Origin of the sequence: Nocardioides panzhihuensis (assembly GCF_013408335.1) — a bacterium.
Taxonomy (GTDB): Bacteria; Actinomycetota; Actinomycetes; order Propionibacteriales; family Nocardioidaceae; genus Nocardioides; species Nocardioides panzhihuensis.
Window position 1 is genome coordinate 320,173 of record NZ_JACBZR010000001.1, and the last position, 17,421, is coordinate 337,593.

At 69.7% G+C, this 17,421-nt stretch carries 17 protein-coding genes; 8 read left to right on the top strand and 9 right to left on the bottom strand.

Annotated features, from left to right (window positions below):
• Positions 1-235: 235 nt before the first annotated feature.
• Positions 236-535: a winged helix-turn-helix domain-containing protein gene (locus BJ988_RS01435; protein WP_229788189.1), complete on the top strand. Its 300-nt coding sequence runs from the start codon at positions 236-238 to the stop codon at positions 533-535.
• A 94-nt stretch (positions 536-629) separates the two neighbouring features.
• Positions 630-1,787, top strand: coding sequence for a 5-(carboxyamino)imidazole ribonucleotide synthase (locus BJ988_RS01440; RefSeq protein WP_179656345.1), 1,158 nt, complete (start codon positions 630-632; stop codon positions 1,785-1,787).
• Between the two features lie 142 nt (positions 1,788-1,929).
• On the opposite strand, the gene BJ988_RS01445 is transcribed toward BJ988_RS01440, so the two are convergent.
• Positions 1,930-4,662, bottom strand: a complete 2,733-nt coding sequence (locus BJ988_RS01445) for a DEAD/DEAH box helicase (RefSeq protein ID WP_179656346.1) — start codon at positions 4,660-4,662, stop codon at positions 1,930-1,932.
• Between the two features lie 134 nt (positions 4,663-4,796).
• Here BJ988_RS01445 and purE point away from each other — a divergent pair, with 134 nt between their 5' ends.
• Positions 4,797-5,297 (top strand): 5-(carboxyamino)imidazole ribonucleotide mutase, encoded by a 501-nt coding sequence (gene purE / locus BJ988_RS01450; protein ID WP_179656347.1) that lies wholly within the window; start codon positions 4,797-4,799, stop codon positions 5,295-5,297.
• A gap of 3 nt (positions 5,298-5,300) precedes the next feature.
• Here purE and BJ988_RS01455 read toward each other — a convergent pair whose 3' ends face one another.
• On the bottom strand, positions 5,301-5,783 hold the full coding sequence (locus BJ988_RS01455; protein ID WP_179656348.1) for a DUF2000 domain-containing protein: 483 nt from the start codon (positions 5,781-5,783) through the stop codon (positions 5,301-5,303).
• A 109-nt stretch (positions 5,784-5,892) separates the two neighbouring features.
• Between BJ988_RS01455 and BJ988_RS01460 the strand changes: the two genes are divergently transcribed.
• A complete protein-coding gene (locus tag BJ988_RS01460) occupies positions 5,893-6,342 on the top strand; it encodes an Lrp/AsnC family transcriptional regulator (RefSeq protein WP_179656349.1) in 450 nt (149 codons plus the stop codon).
• Positions 6,343-6,354: 12 nt separating this feature from the next.
• On the opposite strand, the gene BJ988_RS01465 is transcribed toward BJ988_RS01460, so the two are convergent.
• The 4 genes from BJ988_RS01465 to BJ988_RS01480 are packed head-to-tail and all read right to left on the bottom strand — an operon-like array spanning position 6,355 to position 10,911.
• A complete protein-coding gene (locus BJ988_RS01465; protein ID WP_179656350.1) occupies positions 6,355-7,902 on the bottom strand; it encodes a CocE/NonD family hydrolase in 1,548 nt (515 codons plus the stop codon).
• Positions 7,902-8,216 carry an AtuA-related protein gene (locus BJ988_RS01470; protein WP_179656351.1) on the bottom strand — a complete coding sequence of 105 codons (315 nt, stop codon included), beginning with the start codon at positions 8,214-8,216 and terminating at the stop codon, positions 7,902-7,904. The genes BJ988_RS01465 and BJ988_RS01470 overlap by 1 nt, the downstream gene beginning before the upstream one ends.
• Positions 8,213-9,544, bottom strand: coding sequence for an acyclic terpene utilization AtuA family protein (locus tag BJ988_RS01475; protein WP_179656352.1), 1,332 nt, complete (start codon positions 9,542-9,544; stop codon positions 8,213-8,215). Before BJ988_RS01475 ends, BJ988_RS01470 begins: the two co-directional genes overlap by 4 nt.
• On the bottom strand, positions 9,541-10,911 hold the full coding sequence (locus BJ988_RS01480) for a CitMHS family transporter (protein ID WP_343051391.1): 1,371 nt from the start codon (positions 10,909-10,911) through the stop codon (positions 9,541-9,543). The genes BJ988_RS01475 and BJ988_RS01480 overlap by 4 nt, the downstream gene beginning before the upstream one ends.
• 41 nt (positions 10,912-10,952) lie before the next feature.
• Between BJ988_RS01480 and BJ988_RS01485 the strand changes: the two genes are divergently transcribed.
• Positions 10,953-11,903: a LysR substrate-binding domain-containing protein gene (locus BJ988_RS01485; RefSeq protein ID WP_179656354.1), complete on the top strand. Its 951-nt coding sequence runs from the start codon at positions 10,953-10,955 to the stop codon at positions 11,901-11,903.
• Here BJ988_RS01485 and BJ988_RS01490 read toward each other — a convergent pair.
• A complete protein-coding gene (locus BJ988_RS01490; RefSeq protein WP_179656355.1) occupies positions 11,894-12,340 on the bottom strand; it encodes a CoA-binding protein in 447 nt (148 codons plus the stop codon). The two genes, BJ988_RS01485 and BJ988_RS01490, sit on opposite strands and share 10 nt — an antisense overlap.
• Before the next feature lie 83 nt (positions 12,341-12,423).
• Here BJ988_RS01490 and BJ988_RS01495 point away from each other — a divergent pair, with 83 nt between their 5' ends.
• Positions 12,424-13,596: an acyl-CoA dehydrogenase family protein gene (locus BJ988_RS01495; RefSeq protein ID WP_179656356.1), complete on the top strand. Its 1,173-nt coding sequence runs from the start codon at positions 12,424-12,426 to the stop codon at positions 13,594-13,596.
• Positions 13,597-13,635: 39 nt separating this feature from the next.
• The gene (locus BJ988_RS01500) at positions 13,636-14,157 is read left to right on the top strand and encodes a GNAT family N-acetyltransferase (RefSeq protein WP_218860497.1); all 522 of its coding nucleotides are present in this window, start codon (positions 13,636-13,638) and stop codon (positions 14,155-14,157) included.
• A 134-nt stretch (positions 14,158-14,291) separates the two neighbouring features.
• Here the strand turns inward: BJ988_RS01500 and arfB are convergent, their stop codons facing one another.
• Positions 14,292-14,747, bottom strand: coding sequence for an alternative ribosome rescue aminoacyl-tRNA hydrolase ArfB (gene arfB, locus BJ988_RS01505; protein WP_343051393.1), 456 nt, complete (start codon positions 14,745-14,747; stop codon positions 14,292-14,294).
• Positions 14,731-15,477: a GTP pyrophosphokinase gene (locus BJ988_RS01510; RefSeq protein WP_246321381.1), complete on the bottom strand. Its 747-nt coding sequence runs from the start codon at positions 15,475-15,477 to the stop codon at positions 14,731-14,733. Before BJ988_RS01510 ends, arfB begins: the two co-directional genes overlap by 17 nt.
• Positions 15,478-15,709: 232 nt before the next feature.
• Between BJ988_RS01510 and BJ988_RS01515 the strand changes: the two genes are divergently transcribed.
• Positions 15,710-17,365: an enoyl-CoA hydratase-related protein gene (locus BJ988_RS01515; protein WP_179656358.1), complete on the top strand. Its 1,656-nt coding sequence runs from the start codon at positions 15,710-15,712 to the stop codon at positions 17,363-17,365.
• Positions 17,366-17,421: the final 56 nt, after the last annotated feature.

Sequence of the window (17,421 nt, forward strand, 5' to 3'; positions counted from 1 at the left end):
GGGCGCCTCTGACCTGCAATTTCACGGATCTGTTCACGTTCCGTTGTAGTTAACAGTAGATCAACGGCAAGCCCTGACCGCTTTACCTGGCCATGCCTTCGTGGGCATGGTGGAGAGCGCCATTCGGGGGTGCACGTTTGTCATGCCCAATTCGTTGCAGTGTGGCATGAAGATGTCACTGGCAATATCGTGCAATCCTTTGCCAAGGGCTCTTTACCTCCCTAATGTCGATCTCATGATCGAGGTACAGGAGATCAAGCTCGACCCCGAGACGCGGCGAGCATGGCGGAACGATGAGGAGCTGACGCTCTCTCGCAAGGAGTTCGACCTGGTTCATGCCCTGATCAAGAGGGCTGGCAACGTCGTCTCCCGTGACGAGTTGATGAGGGACGTGTGGAACGCGACCTTCTACACCTCGTCGAAGACCATCGACGTCCACCTGGGATGGGTGCGTCGGAAGCTGGGCGACGACCCTCGGAAGCCCCATCTGATCACCACTCTGCGCGGCAAGGGCCTGCGCTTCGAGAAGGCCTGACCTTCGTTCACCTGCCGGGGGTCGGGTTTCGCGGATAGCGTGAGGGGGATCCGCGAAATCGGCCCCGGCGGGGCAGGCTCATTACCCTGTCGTCGTGACCCTCGCACCGACACTTGCGATCATCGGCGGCGGCCAGCTGGCCCGCATGATGGCTCAGCCCGCAATCGCGCTCGGCCTCCCGCTCCGGCTCCTCGCCGAGGGCGAGGGTGTGTCGGCAGCTCAGGTCATCCCCGACCAGATGGTCGGCGACTACCGCGACCTGGACACGTTGAAGAAGATCACCGAGGGCTGCGAGGTGGTCACCTTCGACCACGAGCACGTCCCGACCGAGCACCTGCATGCGCTCTCGGCCGCCGGCGTAGCGGTCCGGCCAGGGCCTGACGCCCTCGTGCACGCCCAGGACAAGGGCGTCATGCGCTCCCGACTGACCGAGCTCGGCATCCCGTGTCCGCGTAACGCCATCGTCTCCTCCGTCGCCGAGATCGAGTCGTTCGGTTTCCCGTGCGTGCTCAAGACCACTCGTGGCGGCTACGACGGCAAGGGCGTCTGGGTCGTACGCGGCGTCGCCGATGTCGCCGAGCCGCTCCGCGTCGCGGAGGAGGCGGGGGTCCAGGTCCTGGCCGAGGAGCTGGTCGACTTCCGCCGAGAGCTCTCCGCGATCGTCGCCCGTTCGCCGAGCGGCCAGGCCGCTGCGTACCCGGTCGTGCACACCTACCAGGAGAACGGCGTCTGCAAGGAGGTCATCGCTCCGGCGCCCGACCTCTCGCCCGAGCTCGCTGTCGAGGGTGAGCAGATCGCGCTGCGCATCGCGGGCGAGCTCGGCGTCGTCGGCATCCTGGCGGTCGAGATGTTCGAGACCGTCGACGGCCGGCTGTTGGTCAACGAGCTCGCCATGCGTCCTCACAACACCGGCCACTGGACCCAGGACGGTGCCGTCACCTCGCAGTTCGAGAACCATCTGCGTGCGGTGATGGACCTTCCGCTGGGCTCTCCCGCGCCCCGCGCGAAGTGGTCGGTGATGGTCAACATCCTCGGCTCGACCAGGGAGAACGTCGGCCGCCTCTACGACGGCTACCCGCACGCCATGGCCCGCGACTCCCACCTCCGCGTCCACCTCTACGGCAAGGAGATGCGCCCGGGGCGCAAGGTCGGCCACGTCAACGTCTACGGCGACGACCTCGACGACTGCCTCGAGCGCGCCCGCCACGCCGCCGACTGGTTCCAGGGCGATCTCGGCAACGACTCGGACTAGCCGCCGAGACGTCACCCGCGTCGGCCGAGACGTCACGCGCGTCGGCCGAGACGTCACTCAGGTCGGCCGAGATGTCACACCGGTGCCAACTCGTCCAGCGTTAGTGACGCCTCGGCCGACGTACCTGACGCCTCGGCTGGGGTCAGATGCCTAGGCGATGGCGCTCGGTGGCGACGACGTCGCGGGCGATCTCGGCGTCGGAGGCCTCGGATGCGAGGGCGGTGACCGCGTCGTCGGGGTGGGAGGTCTCGTACGCCTCGGGGCTGCTGGCCGCGGTGGCGCTGACCCGGGCGAAGTCGTCGAAGAGCTCGGCCTTGGCGGCGAGGATGTCGTGGATGCGCTGGTCGACGCCGACCTCGGAGAGCAGGCGGTGGACCTGGACCGACCGGAGCTGACCCATCCGGCGGGCGCGGGCGATCGCCTGCCACTCGATGGTCGGCTTGAGCTGGGGCTCGCAGATGACGACGACGCTGGCCGACTGGATGTTGAGGCCGACGCCGCCGGCGAGGATCTGGCTGACCAGGACCGCGCCGTGGCCGGCGGCGGAGAATTCGTCGACCATCTTCTGGCGCTCTTCGGCCGGCACCGACCCGGTGAGCGGCCCGAAGACGTCACCCGGGAGCAGCGTGACCAGGTTGTCGAGGACCTTCCTGAAGTGGGAGAACACGATCACGCGGCGGCCGTTCTCCTCGGCCTCGCCGACGATCTCGACCAGCCGTTCGACCTTCGCCGACGAGGTGCCCTGGAGCATCGCGGCCTGGCGCATCGCCATGAAGTTGCCGTCGCGGACGCACGCGGCGTACGCCCGCTCGTCGGCCGCCGACAGCGGCAGCCAGTCCTCGACCTCGACGAGGCCGGGCAGCTCGGTGAGCACGTCCTCCTGGTTGCGGCGCAGGTAGACGGGCGCGACCTGCTTGCGGAACCGGTGGGGGTTGAACTCGTCCGCGGAGAGCAGCAGGTCGGGGCGGAGATAGGAGACGAGGTTGCGGAACTCCTCGATGCGGTTCTCCATCGGGGTCCCGGTGAGCAGGATGGCGCGCTCGGAGGAGTCCAGCACCCGGCGTACGCGTTCGGTGCGCTGCGTCCGGGGCGACTTGATCATGTGTGCCTCGTCGACCACGACGCAGGCGACCTCGACCTGGTCGAGGAGCGGCTCGATCGCGTTGAGGGTCTCGTAGGTGGTCACCGCGACGCCACCCTGCTCGACCCAGACCTTGGCGGCCTTCAGCCGCCGGTTGCCGTGGAGCCGGTGGGGGATCAGGGTCGTCTTCGAGTCGGTCTCGCGCACCCAGTTGGTGACCACGGCGGCCGGGCAGACCACCAGCGTGTGCGACGCGCCCATGTCATGCAGGTGGGCGAGCACCGCCAGCGATTGGAGAGTCTTGCCGAGCCCCATCTCGTCGCCGATGATCACCTTCATCTGTACGAGCGCGAAGCGGACGCCGAAGTGCTGGTAGCCGCGCAGCGAGGCGGTCAGGTTGTTGGTGCGCAGCTCCTGCGCGCGGACCGCCTCGACGATCTCGGCCGACAGGTCGCCATGGATCTTGTCCTCGTCCTCGGTGAGGAAGCCGAGCTCGGAGAGCATCGCGTAGTAGTCGGCCGGTCGCCTCTGGAAGTCCTCCCAGGGGTCGGCGGGCCGGTTGCCCGGACGCACCCGGCGCGCCATCTCGGCCCGATGCGCGATCGCGCGCAGCGCGCCCTGGAAGTCATCGAGGCTGGCCGCGCCGGCCAGGATCAGATAGAACCTCGCGCCCCCCTTGGACGGCTGAGTGAGGGACCGGGTCAGCGGCCGCAGCGACTGGACCAGCGCCAGCTCCGCCCCCGCATCCTTCGTACGCCGCCCAGCCTCCCACTCCGCCAGACGCGCCAGCAGCCTGGTGGCTGCCGCGGTGCGGACCTCGTTGTCGATGGCGAGCGGCATCTCGTCGTAGGTGCGCTGCCACAGGGCCTGCGCCGCCTCCTGCATCCGCATCGCGGTGGCAGGGCCCACGCCGGGCAGCGCGCGCAGGTCAGAGGTGGGGCGGATCACCTCGTGGACGGTGCGGATCCCGGCCTCGAGGAGAGACTCGATGCGTACGAGATCGGCCAGCTCCTCCACCGGCAGCGACCTGACCGCGGTGTCGGTGTCGGCGCTCCTGACCGCGTTGCCGGCCTCGGTCGCGGCCCGGCGAGCGGGCTCCTCGGAGCGCCTGGCCTCGTTGAGCGCCTCGCCCTCGTTGCGCAGGACCAGGATGCCTTTGCGGTGGGAGAGGACCGCGTCCGAGCCGACGCTCTCGAGGGCAGGCAGGAGGCCGACGCTCGGCAGCAGCGCCTCGCGGATCCGGACCCGGCGCCGGTCCGGCAGCTTGGTCAGCTCGCCCAGCAGCCGGGGCGCGCGGACCTCGCTCGCCCACTCGTGAACGTCGAGCACCCGCCTGCCGGCCAGCTCCGCTTCCTCGCGGCGGCTCGAGCGCAGGAGCAGGCGGCGCGCGCCGTAGGCCTTCTTCGCCTGCGCGATGTCGCCGGCGACATCGGCCAGCGCGGTGACGAGCTCCTGGGTGGCCTCGTCGACGGGGTCGAGCGCGTGACGTCGCGCGATCGCGGCCAGCCGCGGCCCGTCGCTCCGGTCGAGCGCGATGCTGCGCCACGCCACCTGCGCCGCCCGCTTGAGCTCGGCCGCGCTCGCCCGGTAGTGGTCGACCGCCTCGGCTGCCTCCCGTTCGATCTCGGCCCGCGCACCGGTCGCCGACGCCGCCTGTCTGGACCAGGACGAGACCTGGCGCAGCCGGGACGGGAGCGCCTTGCGCTCCGCCTTGCTCAGACCGGTGAACCGTTCGACCGCGGCCCGGGTCGGTGGCGCGCTGACGACGACATCGGTGCTCGTAGCTGGATCCATCTGCCTTTGTGGGGGTCGCGGGGGACTGCAAGGTCGGCGTCGGATGACCCTAGCGGGCTGCACCGACATCGAGATGACGGGCGAAGGTCGGACCGATGACGCCCGTGACGTACGCCGCCACATAGCCTGTCCCCATGCGCACGCGAAGTGTAGGAATCGTGATGGGGTCCGACTCCGACTGGCCGACGATGAAGGCGGCGGCCGAGCTTCTCGACGAGTTCGGCATCGAGTGGGAGGCCGACGTGAAGTCGGCCCACCGGATGCCGCAGGAGATGCTCGACTACGGCCGAGAGGCCGCCGGCCGCGGCCTCTCGGTGATCATCGCCGGCGCGGGCGGTGCGGCCGCGCTCCCAGGCATGCTCGCCTCGGTCACCCCGCTGCCCGTCATCGGTGTCCCGGTGCCGCTCAAGTATCTCGACGGCATGGACTCGCTGATGTCGATCGTCCAGATGCCCGGCGGCATCCCGGTCGCCACCGTCGCCATCGGCAACGCCAAGAACGCCGGCATCCTCGCCGCCCGCATCCTCGGTGTCTCCGACCCCGAGCTGCAGCAGAAGCTGGTGGCGTACGAGAAGTCCCTGGCTGAGCTGGCGGCAGCGAAGGGCGAGGTCGTCCGCAACGCCACCCGATCCTGAGCGTCAGGGCAGCAACGACAGCCCCTTGACCAGCTTGTCGACGATTCGGCGAGGGCCGAAGAGGCTGATCGCGGAGTAGGACAGGTCGGCGCCGCGACTGGTCCCGACAGCGAAGAGATAGTCGTCGTACACCCTCGTGTGCTGCGCCTGGGTGGGCATGTCGACCACGGCGACACCCGGCTGGGCGACCGCCTGACGCCGGATGTCGGTCAGCCGCTGGCTCGGGGCACCCAGCACCGTGCAACCGATCCACGGCAGGCCCGGATGCGCCGAACCGTCAGCATCGGTCGCGTCCTCGCCGAGAAGTCCCGTCGTACGCTGCGTGGTCGCGCCGGCGACGCAGACGGCCGCGTTGACGGCGCGACCGGCGGGGAGGCCCTGGTCGACCACGACCACCCATTTGTAGAACACATCCCGCGTGTTCGCGGACTGGTCGATCTCGTCCGGGGCGAACCCGATCGTCGCCGTCTCGACACCTGCGCTCATCGTTCAGCTCCTGTCATTCGTCAACTGATTCGACGCCAAGTCTGAGGAACGTCAGGACTGCACGCAATCACACCGTGCAATGTCAGCCAGATCGGATATTCTGCCGGGCATGGATGAAGTCGACCGTCAGATTCTGGCTGCCTGGGCGATGGATGCACGGCGGAGCCTGCGAGACATCGCCGCCGAAGTCGGCGTCTCGGCGACCACCGTGCACGACCGCGCGCGGGCGATGCAGCGTCGCGGCCTGATCCGCGGCGCCTACCTGGACGTCGATCTCCGCCAGATCGACCGCGGCGTGCAGGCCCTGGTCGCCGTACGCATCCGGCCGCCCTCGCGCGCCAACATCGAGTCCTTCCGCGACTGGGTCGGCGCGCTCCCCGAGGCCATCGGCGTGTTCGTCACCTCCGGCCGGATGGACTTCATCGTCCACGTCGCGGTGGCGGACAACGATGCGCTCTATGCCTTCGTGATCGACAGGCTCACCTCGCGAGCCGAGGTCGCGGACGTCGAGACCTCGGTCATCTACGAGCACCTCCGCACGATGACCCTCGAGCCCTGAGGGCGAGCGCGGTCAGCCGAGTTCACCGTCGAGAACCGGCACGGTCAGGCGTGATCCGCGGGCGCCGACCTCGACGGACACGCGCCCGGCCGGGGCCACCGAGTCGATCTCCGGGTAGTCGTCGCTGGAGAGGCGGACGACCAGCCGATGCCCGGCGGTCAGACGGTAGTGCGTCGGCAAGACGTGCACCCCGAGGTCGTAGGTCTGTCCCGGCCGCACCGGCAGCGGATCGGAGTGCGATCGGTGGTGGCTGGCCTTGAGCCAGCCCTCGGTGACTCGGGTCCTGGTGCCGTCGGGCCGCTCGTCGTAGACGACGACCGCCAGGTGGCCCTCGGCGGCGGTGAACGAGGCCCGGATCGTCGCCTCGATGCTGCCCGCCACGACCACGTCCTGTGCTACGGGGCGGCTGCGGAAGAGAAGCCGTTCGTGAGCCTCCGGGCCCGTGGTCTCGGTGTTGACCGAGAACTCCCGCATCGCGGGGCGGCCACCACCTGGGCGCAGACCACCCTCCGAGGTCAGTGCCAGGTCGACCTCGTCGGTCCCCGCGGGCGGCCACTGGGCGTACTGCTGCCACCCTTCACCGGCTCCCGGTCCGGGGATCTCGTAGGAGGTGACCTTGGCTCTCGGCAGCGGCGCGCTCTGGTCGTGCCGCAGCCAACGGTCCCACCAGGCCAGGTAGCCGCCGCGGCCGATGTCGGCGTGCTGACCCTCGGGGTAGCCGTGCTGCCAGGGGCCGGACACGAGCCAGACGTTGTCGGGTTGGGCGAGGAAGTTGCCGACCATCCCGTCGCGATACCGGTCGTACCAGCCGTTGATCTCCAAGGTGGGCACGGTGAGCCGGTCCCAACGCGACTTGACGCTGCGACCCCGCCAGAAGTCGTCGTACGTCGGGTGCTGCGGATAGGTCACGAGGGTGCCTGGAGCCGTGCTCGCCTGCCAGCTGCGGATCTGGGCGTTGGGGATCCCGCCGCGGTAGATCGTGTTCTCGTACCAGTCGCTCAGCCCGTTGATCGGGATGATCGCGCGGAGGCTCGGCGGCTGGTTCACCGCGGCGAGCAGGGTTGCGTGGCCGCCGTAGCTGAGCCCCATCTGGCCGATGTCACCGGTCGAGCCGGGGTGGTCGGCCAGCCACTCGATGACGTCGTAGTTGTCGCGCTGCTCCTGCGGACTGAACGGGTCGAGCTCGCCCGGCGAGGCTCCGGAGCCGCGCACCTGGCAGACCAGCGCGTTGTAGCCACGTTCCACGAAGTAGGCCGCACCCTGGCCGAACGCCGCGGCGTTCGAGGCGTATGCGGTGAACTCGTAGACGATGCCCGGGAACTCGCCCGGTGCCGGAGCGGTCGTCGACGTACCAGGTCGGTAGAGCTGACAGGCCAGCGTGCTGCCGTCACGGACCGGGACGCGCACATCCTCACGGACGACGTCGTACGTCGCGGCTCGCGCATAGCCGAAGAACGGGTCGGTGGGAGGCCGGTCGGTGGTTGCGCCCGCCGGTGCGATCCCGAGGGTGGCGACGACGGCTGCGGCTGCCATGGTCGCGGCGAAGGTGCGTCGGAGCATCAGAGGGTCCTTTCGAGGCGGAGCATCAGCAGGTGATAGCCGAGGGTCTTGCCGTGGCCGTCGAGACCGGAGTGGCCCGTCACGCCGCCGGCGAGGATCGAGGGGACCCGGAAGACCAGCGCCGGAAGATGCGGGAGCTCGGTGCGCACGACGGGATCGGTGACGGCGAAGTGACGGGCGACCGCCTCCGGCGTGAGCGAGCGTTCGAGGAGGGCGTACGCCTCTACGTCACGTGGCAGCACGGCGAGGATCAGGGTGTCTCCCTTGTCGCCGGCGCGCACGTCGGCGAGGTCGTCGACGGTCAGCTCGTTCATCGCTCCTCCATCATGGTCACGGTCGGGGAGACCAGGTCGCGGGGCACCAGGCACGACCGGACCACCAGGCTCTGCTGCGTGCCGGAGCGCGCTCCGCCGCCGCCAGCAGGTCCGTTCGTGTAGAGCGACTCGACCTCCCAGCCGACCGTGTGCGCCCGGGCGGCGTCGGTCGTGCGGGCGGTGACGCGGAGGCGCACCTCGAGCGGCTCGCTCGCCGGCGCCAGCCCGCGGAACGCGGCACCGGCACCGATGAGCTCGACACCGATCGCCTCCGGGGCGATGTCGTGCACGGCGGTCAGGCGCTCGCGGACGATCTCGGCCGCCAGCTCCGCCCGTGCCAGGGCGCGCGGGCCGGCGTAGGAGATCTGTCCCTCGCCGAGCCAGCCGCCGCGGAAGCCGAGGGTGACCTTCAGCTCGTCCGGCCTCGCGGCGCCGCTCGCGCCGGCGACCTCGACCCGGTCCGGGCCTGCCTGCTGGAACGAGACGCCGGAGAAGTCGGCGACCACGTCGGGGGTGAGATACGCATCCGGGCGGTCGACCTCGTAGAGCAGCTGCTCGGTGGCGGTCCGCACGTCGAGCCGGCCACCGCTCCCGGCGACCTTGCCGAGCGTGGCCGTGCCGTCGGGGCGTACGTCGGCAAAGGGGAAGCCGAGTCGGGCCAGGCCAGGGACCGGCTTGGTGCCGGGGTCGGCGAAGTAGCCTCCGGTGAGCTGGCCGGCGCACTCCAAGAGGTGACCGACCACGGTGCCGGCGGCGAGACGTTGCCAGTCGTCCGAGGCCCAGCCGTACTCGTGCTGCAGCGGCCCGAGATAGAGCGCCGGGTCCGCGACCCGGCCGGTGACCACGACGTCGGGGTCCTCGGCGAGTGCCTGTCGGATCCCGTCGGCGCCGAGATAGGCGTTGGCCGAGACCAGCTCGTCCGCGCACCGGGAGAGCGGTTCGCCGGTCTCCCACACGATGGGGTCGAGGCGGCGTACGGCCTCCAGGGCGTCATCGCCAGTGACGACGGCGACCCGGGTGGGTCGGCCCAGCGTCTTGGCAACGGCGGCGACGCGGTGACCGGCCGCGAGCGGGTTGGCGGCGCCGGAGTTGGTGATGATCCGGGTGCCGCCGGGCTCGATCACGGGAAGGACGGCGCGCATCCGCGCCTCCAGCAGCGGGTCGTATCCGCTGTCGGGGTCGGTGAGGCGACGCAGCTGCCCGGCCGCCACGGTCCGCTCGCCGAGGCATTCGAAGACGAGGTAGTCCAGCGCGCCCTCTCGGGCCAGCTCGACGGCGGGATCGATCCGGTCGCCGGCGAATCCGGCGCCCGCTCCCAGCCGGATCATGCGGCCCACACCGGGATGACGCCGGTGATCAGCGCGACCGCGAGCATGACCAGGGAGACCAGCCACGCCCAGCCGATGAGGTGCCGGATGTGCTTGCCGATGTCGACACCTGCCAGACCGACCAGCAGGTAGAACGAGCCGGTGAGCGGGCTGATCGGGAAGCCGACGGTCTCCTCGCCGATGATCGAGGCCTGGGCGATGTCGGCCGCGGCGATGCCGTGGAGCTCGCCGACGCTGATCAGGACCGGGAGGACGCCGAAGTAGTAGGGGTCCGGACCGAACACCAGGCTGAGCGGCACGGCCAGCACGCCGATCAGGACCGGGAGCACCGGAGCCGCTCCGTCGGGAAGCGCGCCGGCGGCGGTCTCGGCCATCGCCTCGATCATGCCGCTGCCGTCGAGGACGCCCAGGAAGACGCCGGCCGCGATCAGCGTGGTCGCCATCAGCATCGCGCCCTTGGCGTGCGCCTCGATTCGATCGGTCTGGTTCCTGAGCCCCGGATAGTTGATGAGCAGCGCCACCACGACGGCGATGAGGAAGACCAGCTCGGGTGTGGCCGCGGCGCTGACCAGAGCTGCGATGACCGCCACGGTGAGGGCGACGTTGACCCAGAACAGGCGGGGACGACGCAGCGCCTGCTCCTCGGGACTGAGGGTGGCGATGCCGTCGAGCGGACCGTCGGCTTCCGGGCGCTCCTCGGTGCCGTCGGAGGCGTCGACAGGCACTGCGGCGAGCCGGCGGGTCTCGCGCCGGCCGAGGAACCACGCGATGGCCAGGACGGCGACCATGCCGGCGAGCTGGGCGGGGATCAGCGGGACCCAGAGCTCGTTGGCCGGTACGCCCGAGGTGGCCGCTGCCCGAGCGGTGGGGCCGCCCCAGGGGACGAGGTTCATGACGCCGGCGCCGAGGCCGACGCAGGTGGTGAGGACCAGTCGGCTCATGCCGAGCCGGTCGAAGAGCGGCAGCATCGCCGGGATGGTGATCAGGAAGGTGGTCGCCCCGGCACCGTCGAGGTGGGCGGCCATCGCGAGGGTCGTCGTGGCGAGGCAGACGGTGACGGGTGCGTTCCCGGCGAAGGCGACGATGCGGCGGATGATCGGGTCGAACATCCCGGCGTCGCGCATCAGGCCGAAGTACACGATCGCGAAGACGAACATCGCCACGACGCCGACGACCCCGCCGAGACCACCGGCGACGAACTCGCCGATCTCGGTGGGGGAGAACCCGGCGACGAGCGCGGTGAGGACAGGGACACCGGCCAGCGCGACTACCGCCGCGACTCGGTTGGTCAGGAGGAGGGCGAGGATCACCGCGACGGTGACGAAGCCCATGAGGGAGAGCATGGACACGAGTGTGATGACAATCACTTGTTCCTGTCCAACACCAATACCCGATAGATTGATGTGCTGTGAGCATCGATCTGACTCTGCGTCACCTTCGGGTGGTGATCGCCGTCGCTGACGCGGGCGGCTACACGCCCGCTGCGCGTGAGCTGCACGTGGCCCAGTCGTCCCTCAGCCGCACCGTGCAGGAGGTCGAGCAGCGGATCGGCGTGCCGCTCTTCGAGCGGACGACGCGCCGGGTGCGTCCCACTCTGGAGGGGGAGGCGTTCCTCGCGACCGCGCGGCGGCTCGTCGCGGAGTTCGACGCCGCGCTCAACCACTTCGAGGGCTATCTGGCGGGCACCCGAGGCGCCGTCTCCGTGGCCGCGCTCCCGTCCCTCGCCGGCTCGATGCTGCCGCCCGTGCTCGCCGCGTTCCGCCGGGGTCACCCCGAGGTCGCGGTGTCGGTGAAGGACGGCTTCTCCGGGGAGGTCCTCGACCTCGTCGTCCGTGGCGAGGTCGACCTCGCCGTCTCGGTCGCCGCCCGTGTGCCGGCCACCTTGGCCGTACGCCACATCGCCGTCGATGCCTTCGCGGCCGTGCTGCCGGCTGGTCACCCGCTCGCGGCCGAGGAGGAGCTCCGGTGGGCCGATCTGGCGGGTCAGCCGTTCGTCGCCTTCGAGCGGATCTCGAGCATCCGCAGCTACGTCGACCGGGTGCTGACAGAGACGGGCACTCGGACCGGGGCGCTGACCGAGGCGCGCAACATCGGTGCCGTCGCGGGTCTCGTTGCTGCTGGGCTCGGCGTCTCCGCCGCACCCAGCCTGGTGCTGCCGATGATGATGTTCGCCGACGTGGTGGTGCGGCCTCTGGTCGCTCCGGTGGTCGAGCGCGACATCTGTCTCATCCACGACCCGCGGCGGCCGATGTCACGAGCGGCGCTGGCGCTCATGCAGCTTCTGCTCAGCGCCGGCGAGCGTGAGATCGCCTCGCCGCCGGGGGTTCGGTGGGTTCAGGAAGAGACGGGTCAGGCCTGAGCGCGCTGCCGTTCGAACCAGATCTTGCTGGGGCAGGTGTCCATGACCATCGGTACGCCGGCAGCAGCGGTGCGCTCGAAGGCGGCCTCGTCGACCACGCCCATCTGGAACCAGACGCCGCCCGCGCCGATGGCCACGGCCTCGTCGGCGAACTGACCGGCCGCCTCGGAGCGGCGGAAGACGTCGACGACGTCGATCTTCCCGACGGCCGCGGCGGCCTCGGCCAGGGTCGCGTAGACCTTCTCGCCGAGCACCTCCTTGCCCTCGGCTGCGGCGCCGGGGTGGATCGGGATGATCCGCTTGCCGTGTTGCTGGAGCTCCTGCGCGATCGAGTAGGCGGTCCGGTAGGGGTCGCCCGAGAGGCCGACCACGGCCCACGTCTCGCTGTCGTCGAGGAGGTTGTCGATGGTGTCGGAGTCGAGCCATGCGGCAGTCATGTCGGTGTAACGAGACGGCGGGCCGGAGGATTCCGGAGCGCCGGCATTACCCGTGAGTAGTTAATGGTCATAAACTGCGACACATGAGCGCTGACTACCCGTTGTTCGCCCTCTCCGAGGAGCACCAGGAGATCCGCAAGGCCATCCGCGAGATCTGCGACGCCAAGATCGCGCCGGCCGCGGCTGCGGTCGACGAGGAGGCTCGCTACCCGCAGGAGGCGCACGACGCGCTGGTCGAGACCGAGTTCTTCGCGCCGCACGTGCCGGAGGCGTACGGCGGTGTCGGGGCAGACGCGCTCGCGACCGTCCTGGTCATCGAGGAGATCGCCCGCGCGGACGTCTCGGCCTCGCTGATCCCTGCCGTGAACAAGCTCGGCTCGCTGCCGGTGCAGATCGGTGGCTCCGAGGAGCTGAAGAAGAAGTACCTCGGCAAGCTCGCGGCCGGCGAGGGCAACTTCTCCTACTGCCTCTCCGAGCCCGACGCGGGCTCGGACGCGGCCAACCAGAAGACCCGGGCCGTACGCGACGGCGACTTCTGGGTGCTCAACGGCGTCAAGCGCTGGATCACCAACGCGGGTGTCTCGGAGTACTACACCGTCCTGGCCGTGACCGACCCTTCGATGCGTTCCAAGGGCATCTCTGCGTTCGTCGTGGAGAAGTCGGACGAGGGCGTCTCGTTCGGTGCCCCGGAGAAGAAGCTGGGCATCAAGGGCAGCCCGACGCGTGAGGTCTACTTCGACAACGTACGCATCCCCGCCGACCGGATCATCGGTGAGGAGGGCATGGGTTTCACCTATGCCATGCAGACCCTCGACCACACTCGCATCACCATCGCGGCCCAGGCCGTCGGTGTCGCTCAGGGTGCGCTGGACTACGCGCTGGGTTACATGAAGGAGCGCAAGCAGTTCGGCAAGCCGATCGCGGAGTTCCAGGGCCTGGAGTTCATGATCGCCGACATGGGCATGAAGATCGAGGCCGCCCGCCAGCTCACCTACGCCGCCGCCGGGCGCTCCGAGCGCGGCGACAAGGACCTCACCTTCTTCGGTGCCGCGGCCAAGGCGTTCGCGAGCGATGTCGCGATGCAGGTCACCACCGACGCCGTCCAGCTCCTCGGCGGCTACGGCTTCACCCGCGACTACCCGGTCGAGCGGATGATGCGCGACGCCAAGATCACCCAGATCTACGAGGGCACCAACCAGGTCCAGCGCATCGTCATGGCCCGCCAGCTGCTCGCTGGTATCCAGTCGACCCTGTGACCGATCGGTCGCTCTGGCGTCCGCACTATGGTGTGCGCCATGGGAGATGACGGGTTTCGGCTCCGGAAGTGGCAGGCGTCGGACGCGGGGGTTCTGCTCGCGGCGTACGGCGGGGCGGGGATGGCGACGGAGAGGCCCGGCGACGTGGCCACCGTTGAGGACGCCGAGCGGCTGATCGCGGACTGGGCGGAGGAGGCGGAAGCTGACCGGGCCCACACCTTCGCCGTCGTCGACGGAGACGACGTCCTCGGTCAGATGCGGGTCACGACCCAGCTGCGCGTTCACGGCATCGGCTGGATCTCCTACTGGACCCTCGAGGAGCATCGCGGCAAGGGCGTCGGCGGCACCGGTCTGAAGCTGCTGGCGAAGCACTGCTTCGACGAGCTCGGCCTGTTCCGCCTAGAGACCGGTCACCGGGTCGACAATCCCGGCTCGTGCCGTGTCGCGACCTCGGCAGGTTTCCTCGTCGAGGGCCGCGAGCGGCAGAAGCTGCTGTACGACGGCGTCCGCTACGACACCGAGACCCACGCCCGGCTGGCCACCGACCCCGACCCCGCCTGACCCCGAGAAGATTCGTACGTCGCCGAGACGTCACTCCCGACGGTCGAAGCGTCGCTCCGGCGAAACGAGGCGTCACCTGGGTGACGCCTCGGCCGACGTACGTGACGCTTCGGCCGACGGGAGTGACGCTTCGGCTAGTCCTGGACTCGGCCGCGGAGCTGCTTGGTCTGGCCGCGCTGGCGCTTCGCGTCGAGACGGCGCTCCTTGGAGCCACGGGTCGGCCTGGTGGGGCGGCGGGCCGGTGGTGGCGGGGCCAGCAGGTCGCGGACGCGCATCGCGAGGCGTTCGCGGGCAGCCATCCGGTTGCGGTGCTGGGACCGTTGTTCGTGGGAGACGACGACGATCGGGCCGGTCGACCGGCTCCGGATGCGCGCGAGCTGCGCCTCGTCGAGAACGCCGGAGGACGCCGGGTCCCACTCCAGCTCGACCCGGGAGTCGGTGGTGTTGACCGACTGCCCTCCGGGGCCGGGGGAGCGGGAGAACCGCTCGACCAGCTCGGAGTCGGGGATCACGAGTCCCTCGGGCAGGCCGGGGCCCGGCTGCACGTGTACGTCCTTCATCGGCGGGCCCGGCTCAGCCGATCGGACCATGGACCGCGCCGTGGACCTCGCTGCGGAGCCTGGCCATGGTGGCGTCGAGGTCTGCCGCGGTGCGGGCCGCGGCGCCGAGCTCGTCGCGCAGCGAGGTGGGGACGGTGCCGTCGTACTTGTAGTAGATCGAGTGCTCGACGCTGGCCCAGAAGTCCATCGCGATGGTGCGGATCTGCAGCTCGACCGGCACGTCCACTGCGCGGTCGGAGAGGTAGACCGGCACCTTGATGATCAGGTGGAGGCTGCGGTAGCCGTTGGCCTTGGGCTCGGCGATGTAGTCCTCGACCTCGACGACGTCGACATCGGACTGGCTGCTCAGCATCTCCATGATCCAGTAGACGTCGGAGACGAACGGGCACACCACCCGGATCCCGGCGATGTCGCGGATGTTCTGCTCGACAGCGTCGAGGGTGAGCGGGCAGCCGATCTTGCGCGCCTTCGCGAGCAGGCTGTCGGGCGACTTGAGCCGGGTGCGTACGTGCTCGATCGGGCTGTGGTCGTGGGCGTGCTCGAACTCCTCGCGCAGGATCGCGATCTTGGTCGAGACCTCGTCGATCGCGAACTTGTAGCGCATCCGGAACTTGGCCAGCTCACGCGCCATCTCGTCGCTGCTCGCCTCGACGAGATCGACGAGCCCGGTGATCAGGTTGTGTTCACCGGAGGGGTCGGGCAACGACCGGACGGTTGCGATGGTGCTGCGTCCCCCGCTGATCGGGTCGACTGTTGTCATGCTCCCCCTCCTGACAGAGCCATCCTTGCAGGCGGCGGCAAGGCACCGGTGTGGTGCCCAGCGCGGCGCCGGGGGAGCGGTCCGAAGTGCATCAGGGTCTTCCGTCCCTCTTCTGGACGCCGACGTGCACTCGGCAGGGCGCGCTCGATACAGTGACACCCCTCGGGGGATAAATACCCCTCGGGGGATAAGAGGTCTGTTCGGGCTACCTAGGAGAAGGACACTCCCCCACATGCGTATTCTGCTGCTCGTCTCCGCGTTCAACGGCCTGACCCAACGGGTCTGGTGCGATCTGAAGGAGTCCGGCCACGACGTCGGTGTCCTGCTGGCCCCGGTCCACGACGATCCCTCCCTGGTGGCGGCGGTCGATGCGATCGAGCCCGACCTGATCCTGTGCCCGTTCCTCAAGCACCGGGTGCCGGAGCAGGTCTGGGACCGCTACCCGACCGTCGTGATCCACCCGGGACCGATCGACGACCGTGGTCCGTCCTCGCTCGACCATGCGACGCTCGACGGTCGCGACCGCTGGGGCGTGACCGCGCTGTCCGCCGTCGAGGAGATGGACGCCGGCCCGGTCTGGGCGACCAAGACCTTCGAGATGCCCGAGGTCCCGATCGCGAAGAGCGCGCTCTACAACGGCCCGGTGGCCGACGCTGCGATGGACTGTGTTGCGGAGGTCCTCCGGATGGTCGTGGCGGGGGAGGCGCCGAAGCCTGCCGAGGAGTGGCCGGCGGAGGTCGAGGGCACGGGCGAGCTGCCGCTGCTGCGCCGCATGGCCTTTGAGATCGACTGGTCGGCACCGGCCACCGAGATCGCCCGGCGGATCGCGGCGGCTGACGGTGCTCCGGGTGCTCCTGCGACCGTCGACGGCAAGACGTACTGCCTCTTCGACGCCGCCACGACTCGCGACCAGCACGGCGACGTGAAGCCCGGCACTGTGGTCGGTGTCGACACCGATGCGGTCGCGTTCGCCACCGGCGAGGGCACCCTGTGGGTCGGCTACGCCGCGACGCTCGAGAAGAAGCGTGGCCCCAAGCTCCCGGCGGCCTGGGTGCTCGATGTCCAGCACGCGCCCTTCCGGGAGATGCCCGATGCGCTGGCCGAGGCGACCTATGAGCGCGACGGCGACGTCGGCTTCCTCACCATCCGCTCCTACAGCGGCGCGATGCACACCCAGCAGTGCCGACGGCTGACCGATGCGGTCGGCAAGGCGCTCGTCGAGGACACCAAGGTCCTGGTCGTACGCGGCACCGAGCATGCCTTCTCCAACGGCATCCACCTCGGCGTGATCGAGGCGGCGGATGACCCGGCTGCCGAGGCCTGGGACAACATCCGTGCCATCGACGAGCTCTGCCTGGCGATCGCCGAGGCCGAGCAGCTGACCATCGCCGCGTTCACTGCGAACGCAGGCGCCGGCGGTGTGATGGCGGGCCTCTGCGCAGACATCACGGTCGCGCGCGCGGGCGTCGTGCTGAACCCCTACTACGACATGGGCATCTTCGGTTCCGAGCTGCACACCTGGGGCCTGCCGAGCCGGGTCGGCAACGAGCTCGCCGACCAGCTGCTCGGTGCGAAGCTGCCGATCTCAGCGACCGAGGCCCGGCGCATCGGCATGGTCAGCGACCTCGGCCCGCGCGACGCGACCGAGTTCGACGGCTGGCTGCGCGACCTCGCGCGGCGTCGTATCGAGCCGGAGGCGTACGACTCGGCCCTGGCGGCCCGGGACTCACGCCGTGCCGAGGCGATGCCGATGTCCTACTACCAGAGCATCGAGCTGGCCGAGATGGCACGGGACATCTTCGACGACAGGTATGGGTTCGCTGCGAAGCGGAAGGCGTTCGTCTCCAAGGCTGCACCCACCGAGACGCCGGCCAAGATCAAGTTCTGACCGTTGACAAACTAGAACGCGTTCCACCAATCTAGAGGCGTGTGATCTGACTCACA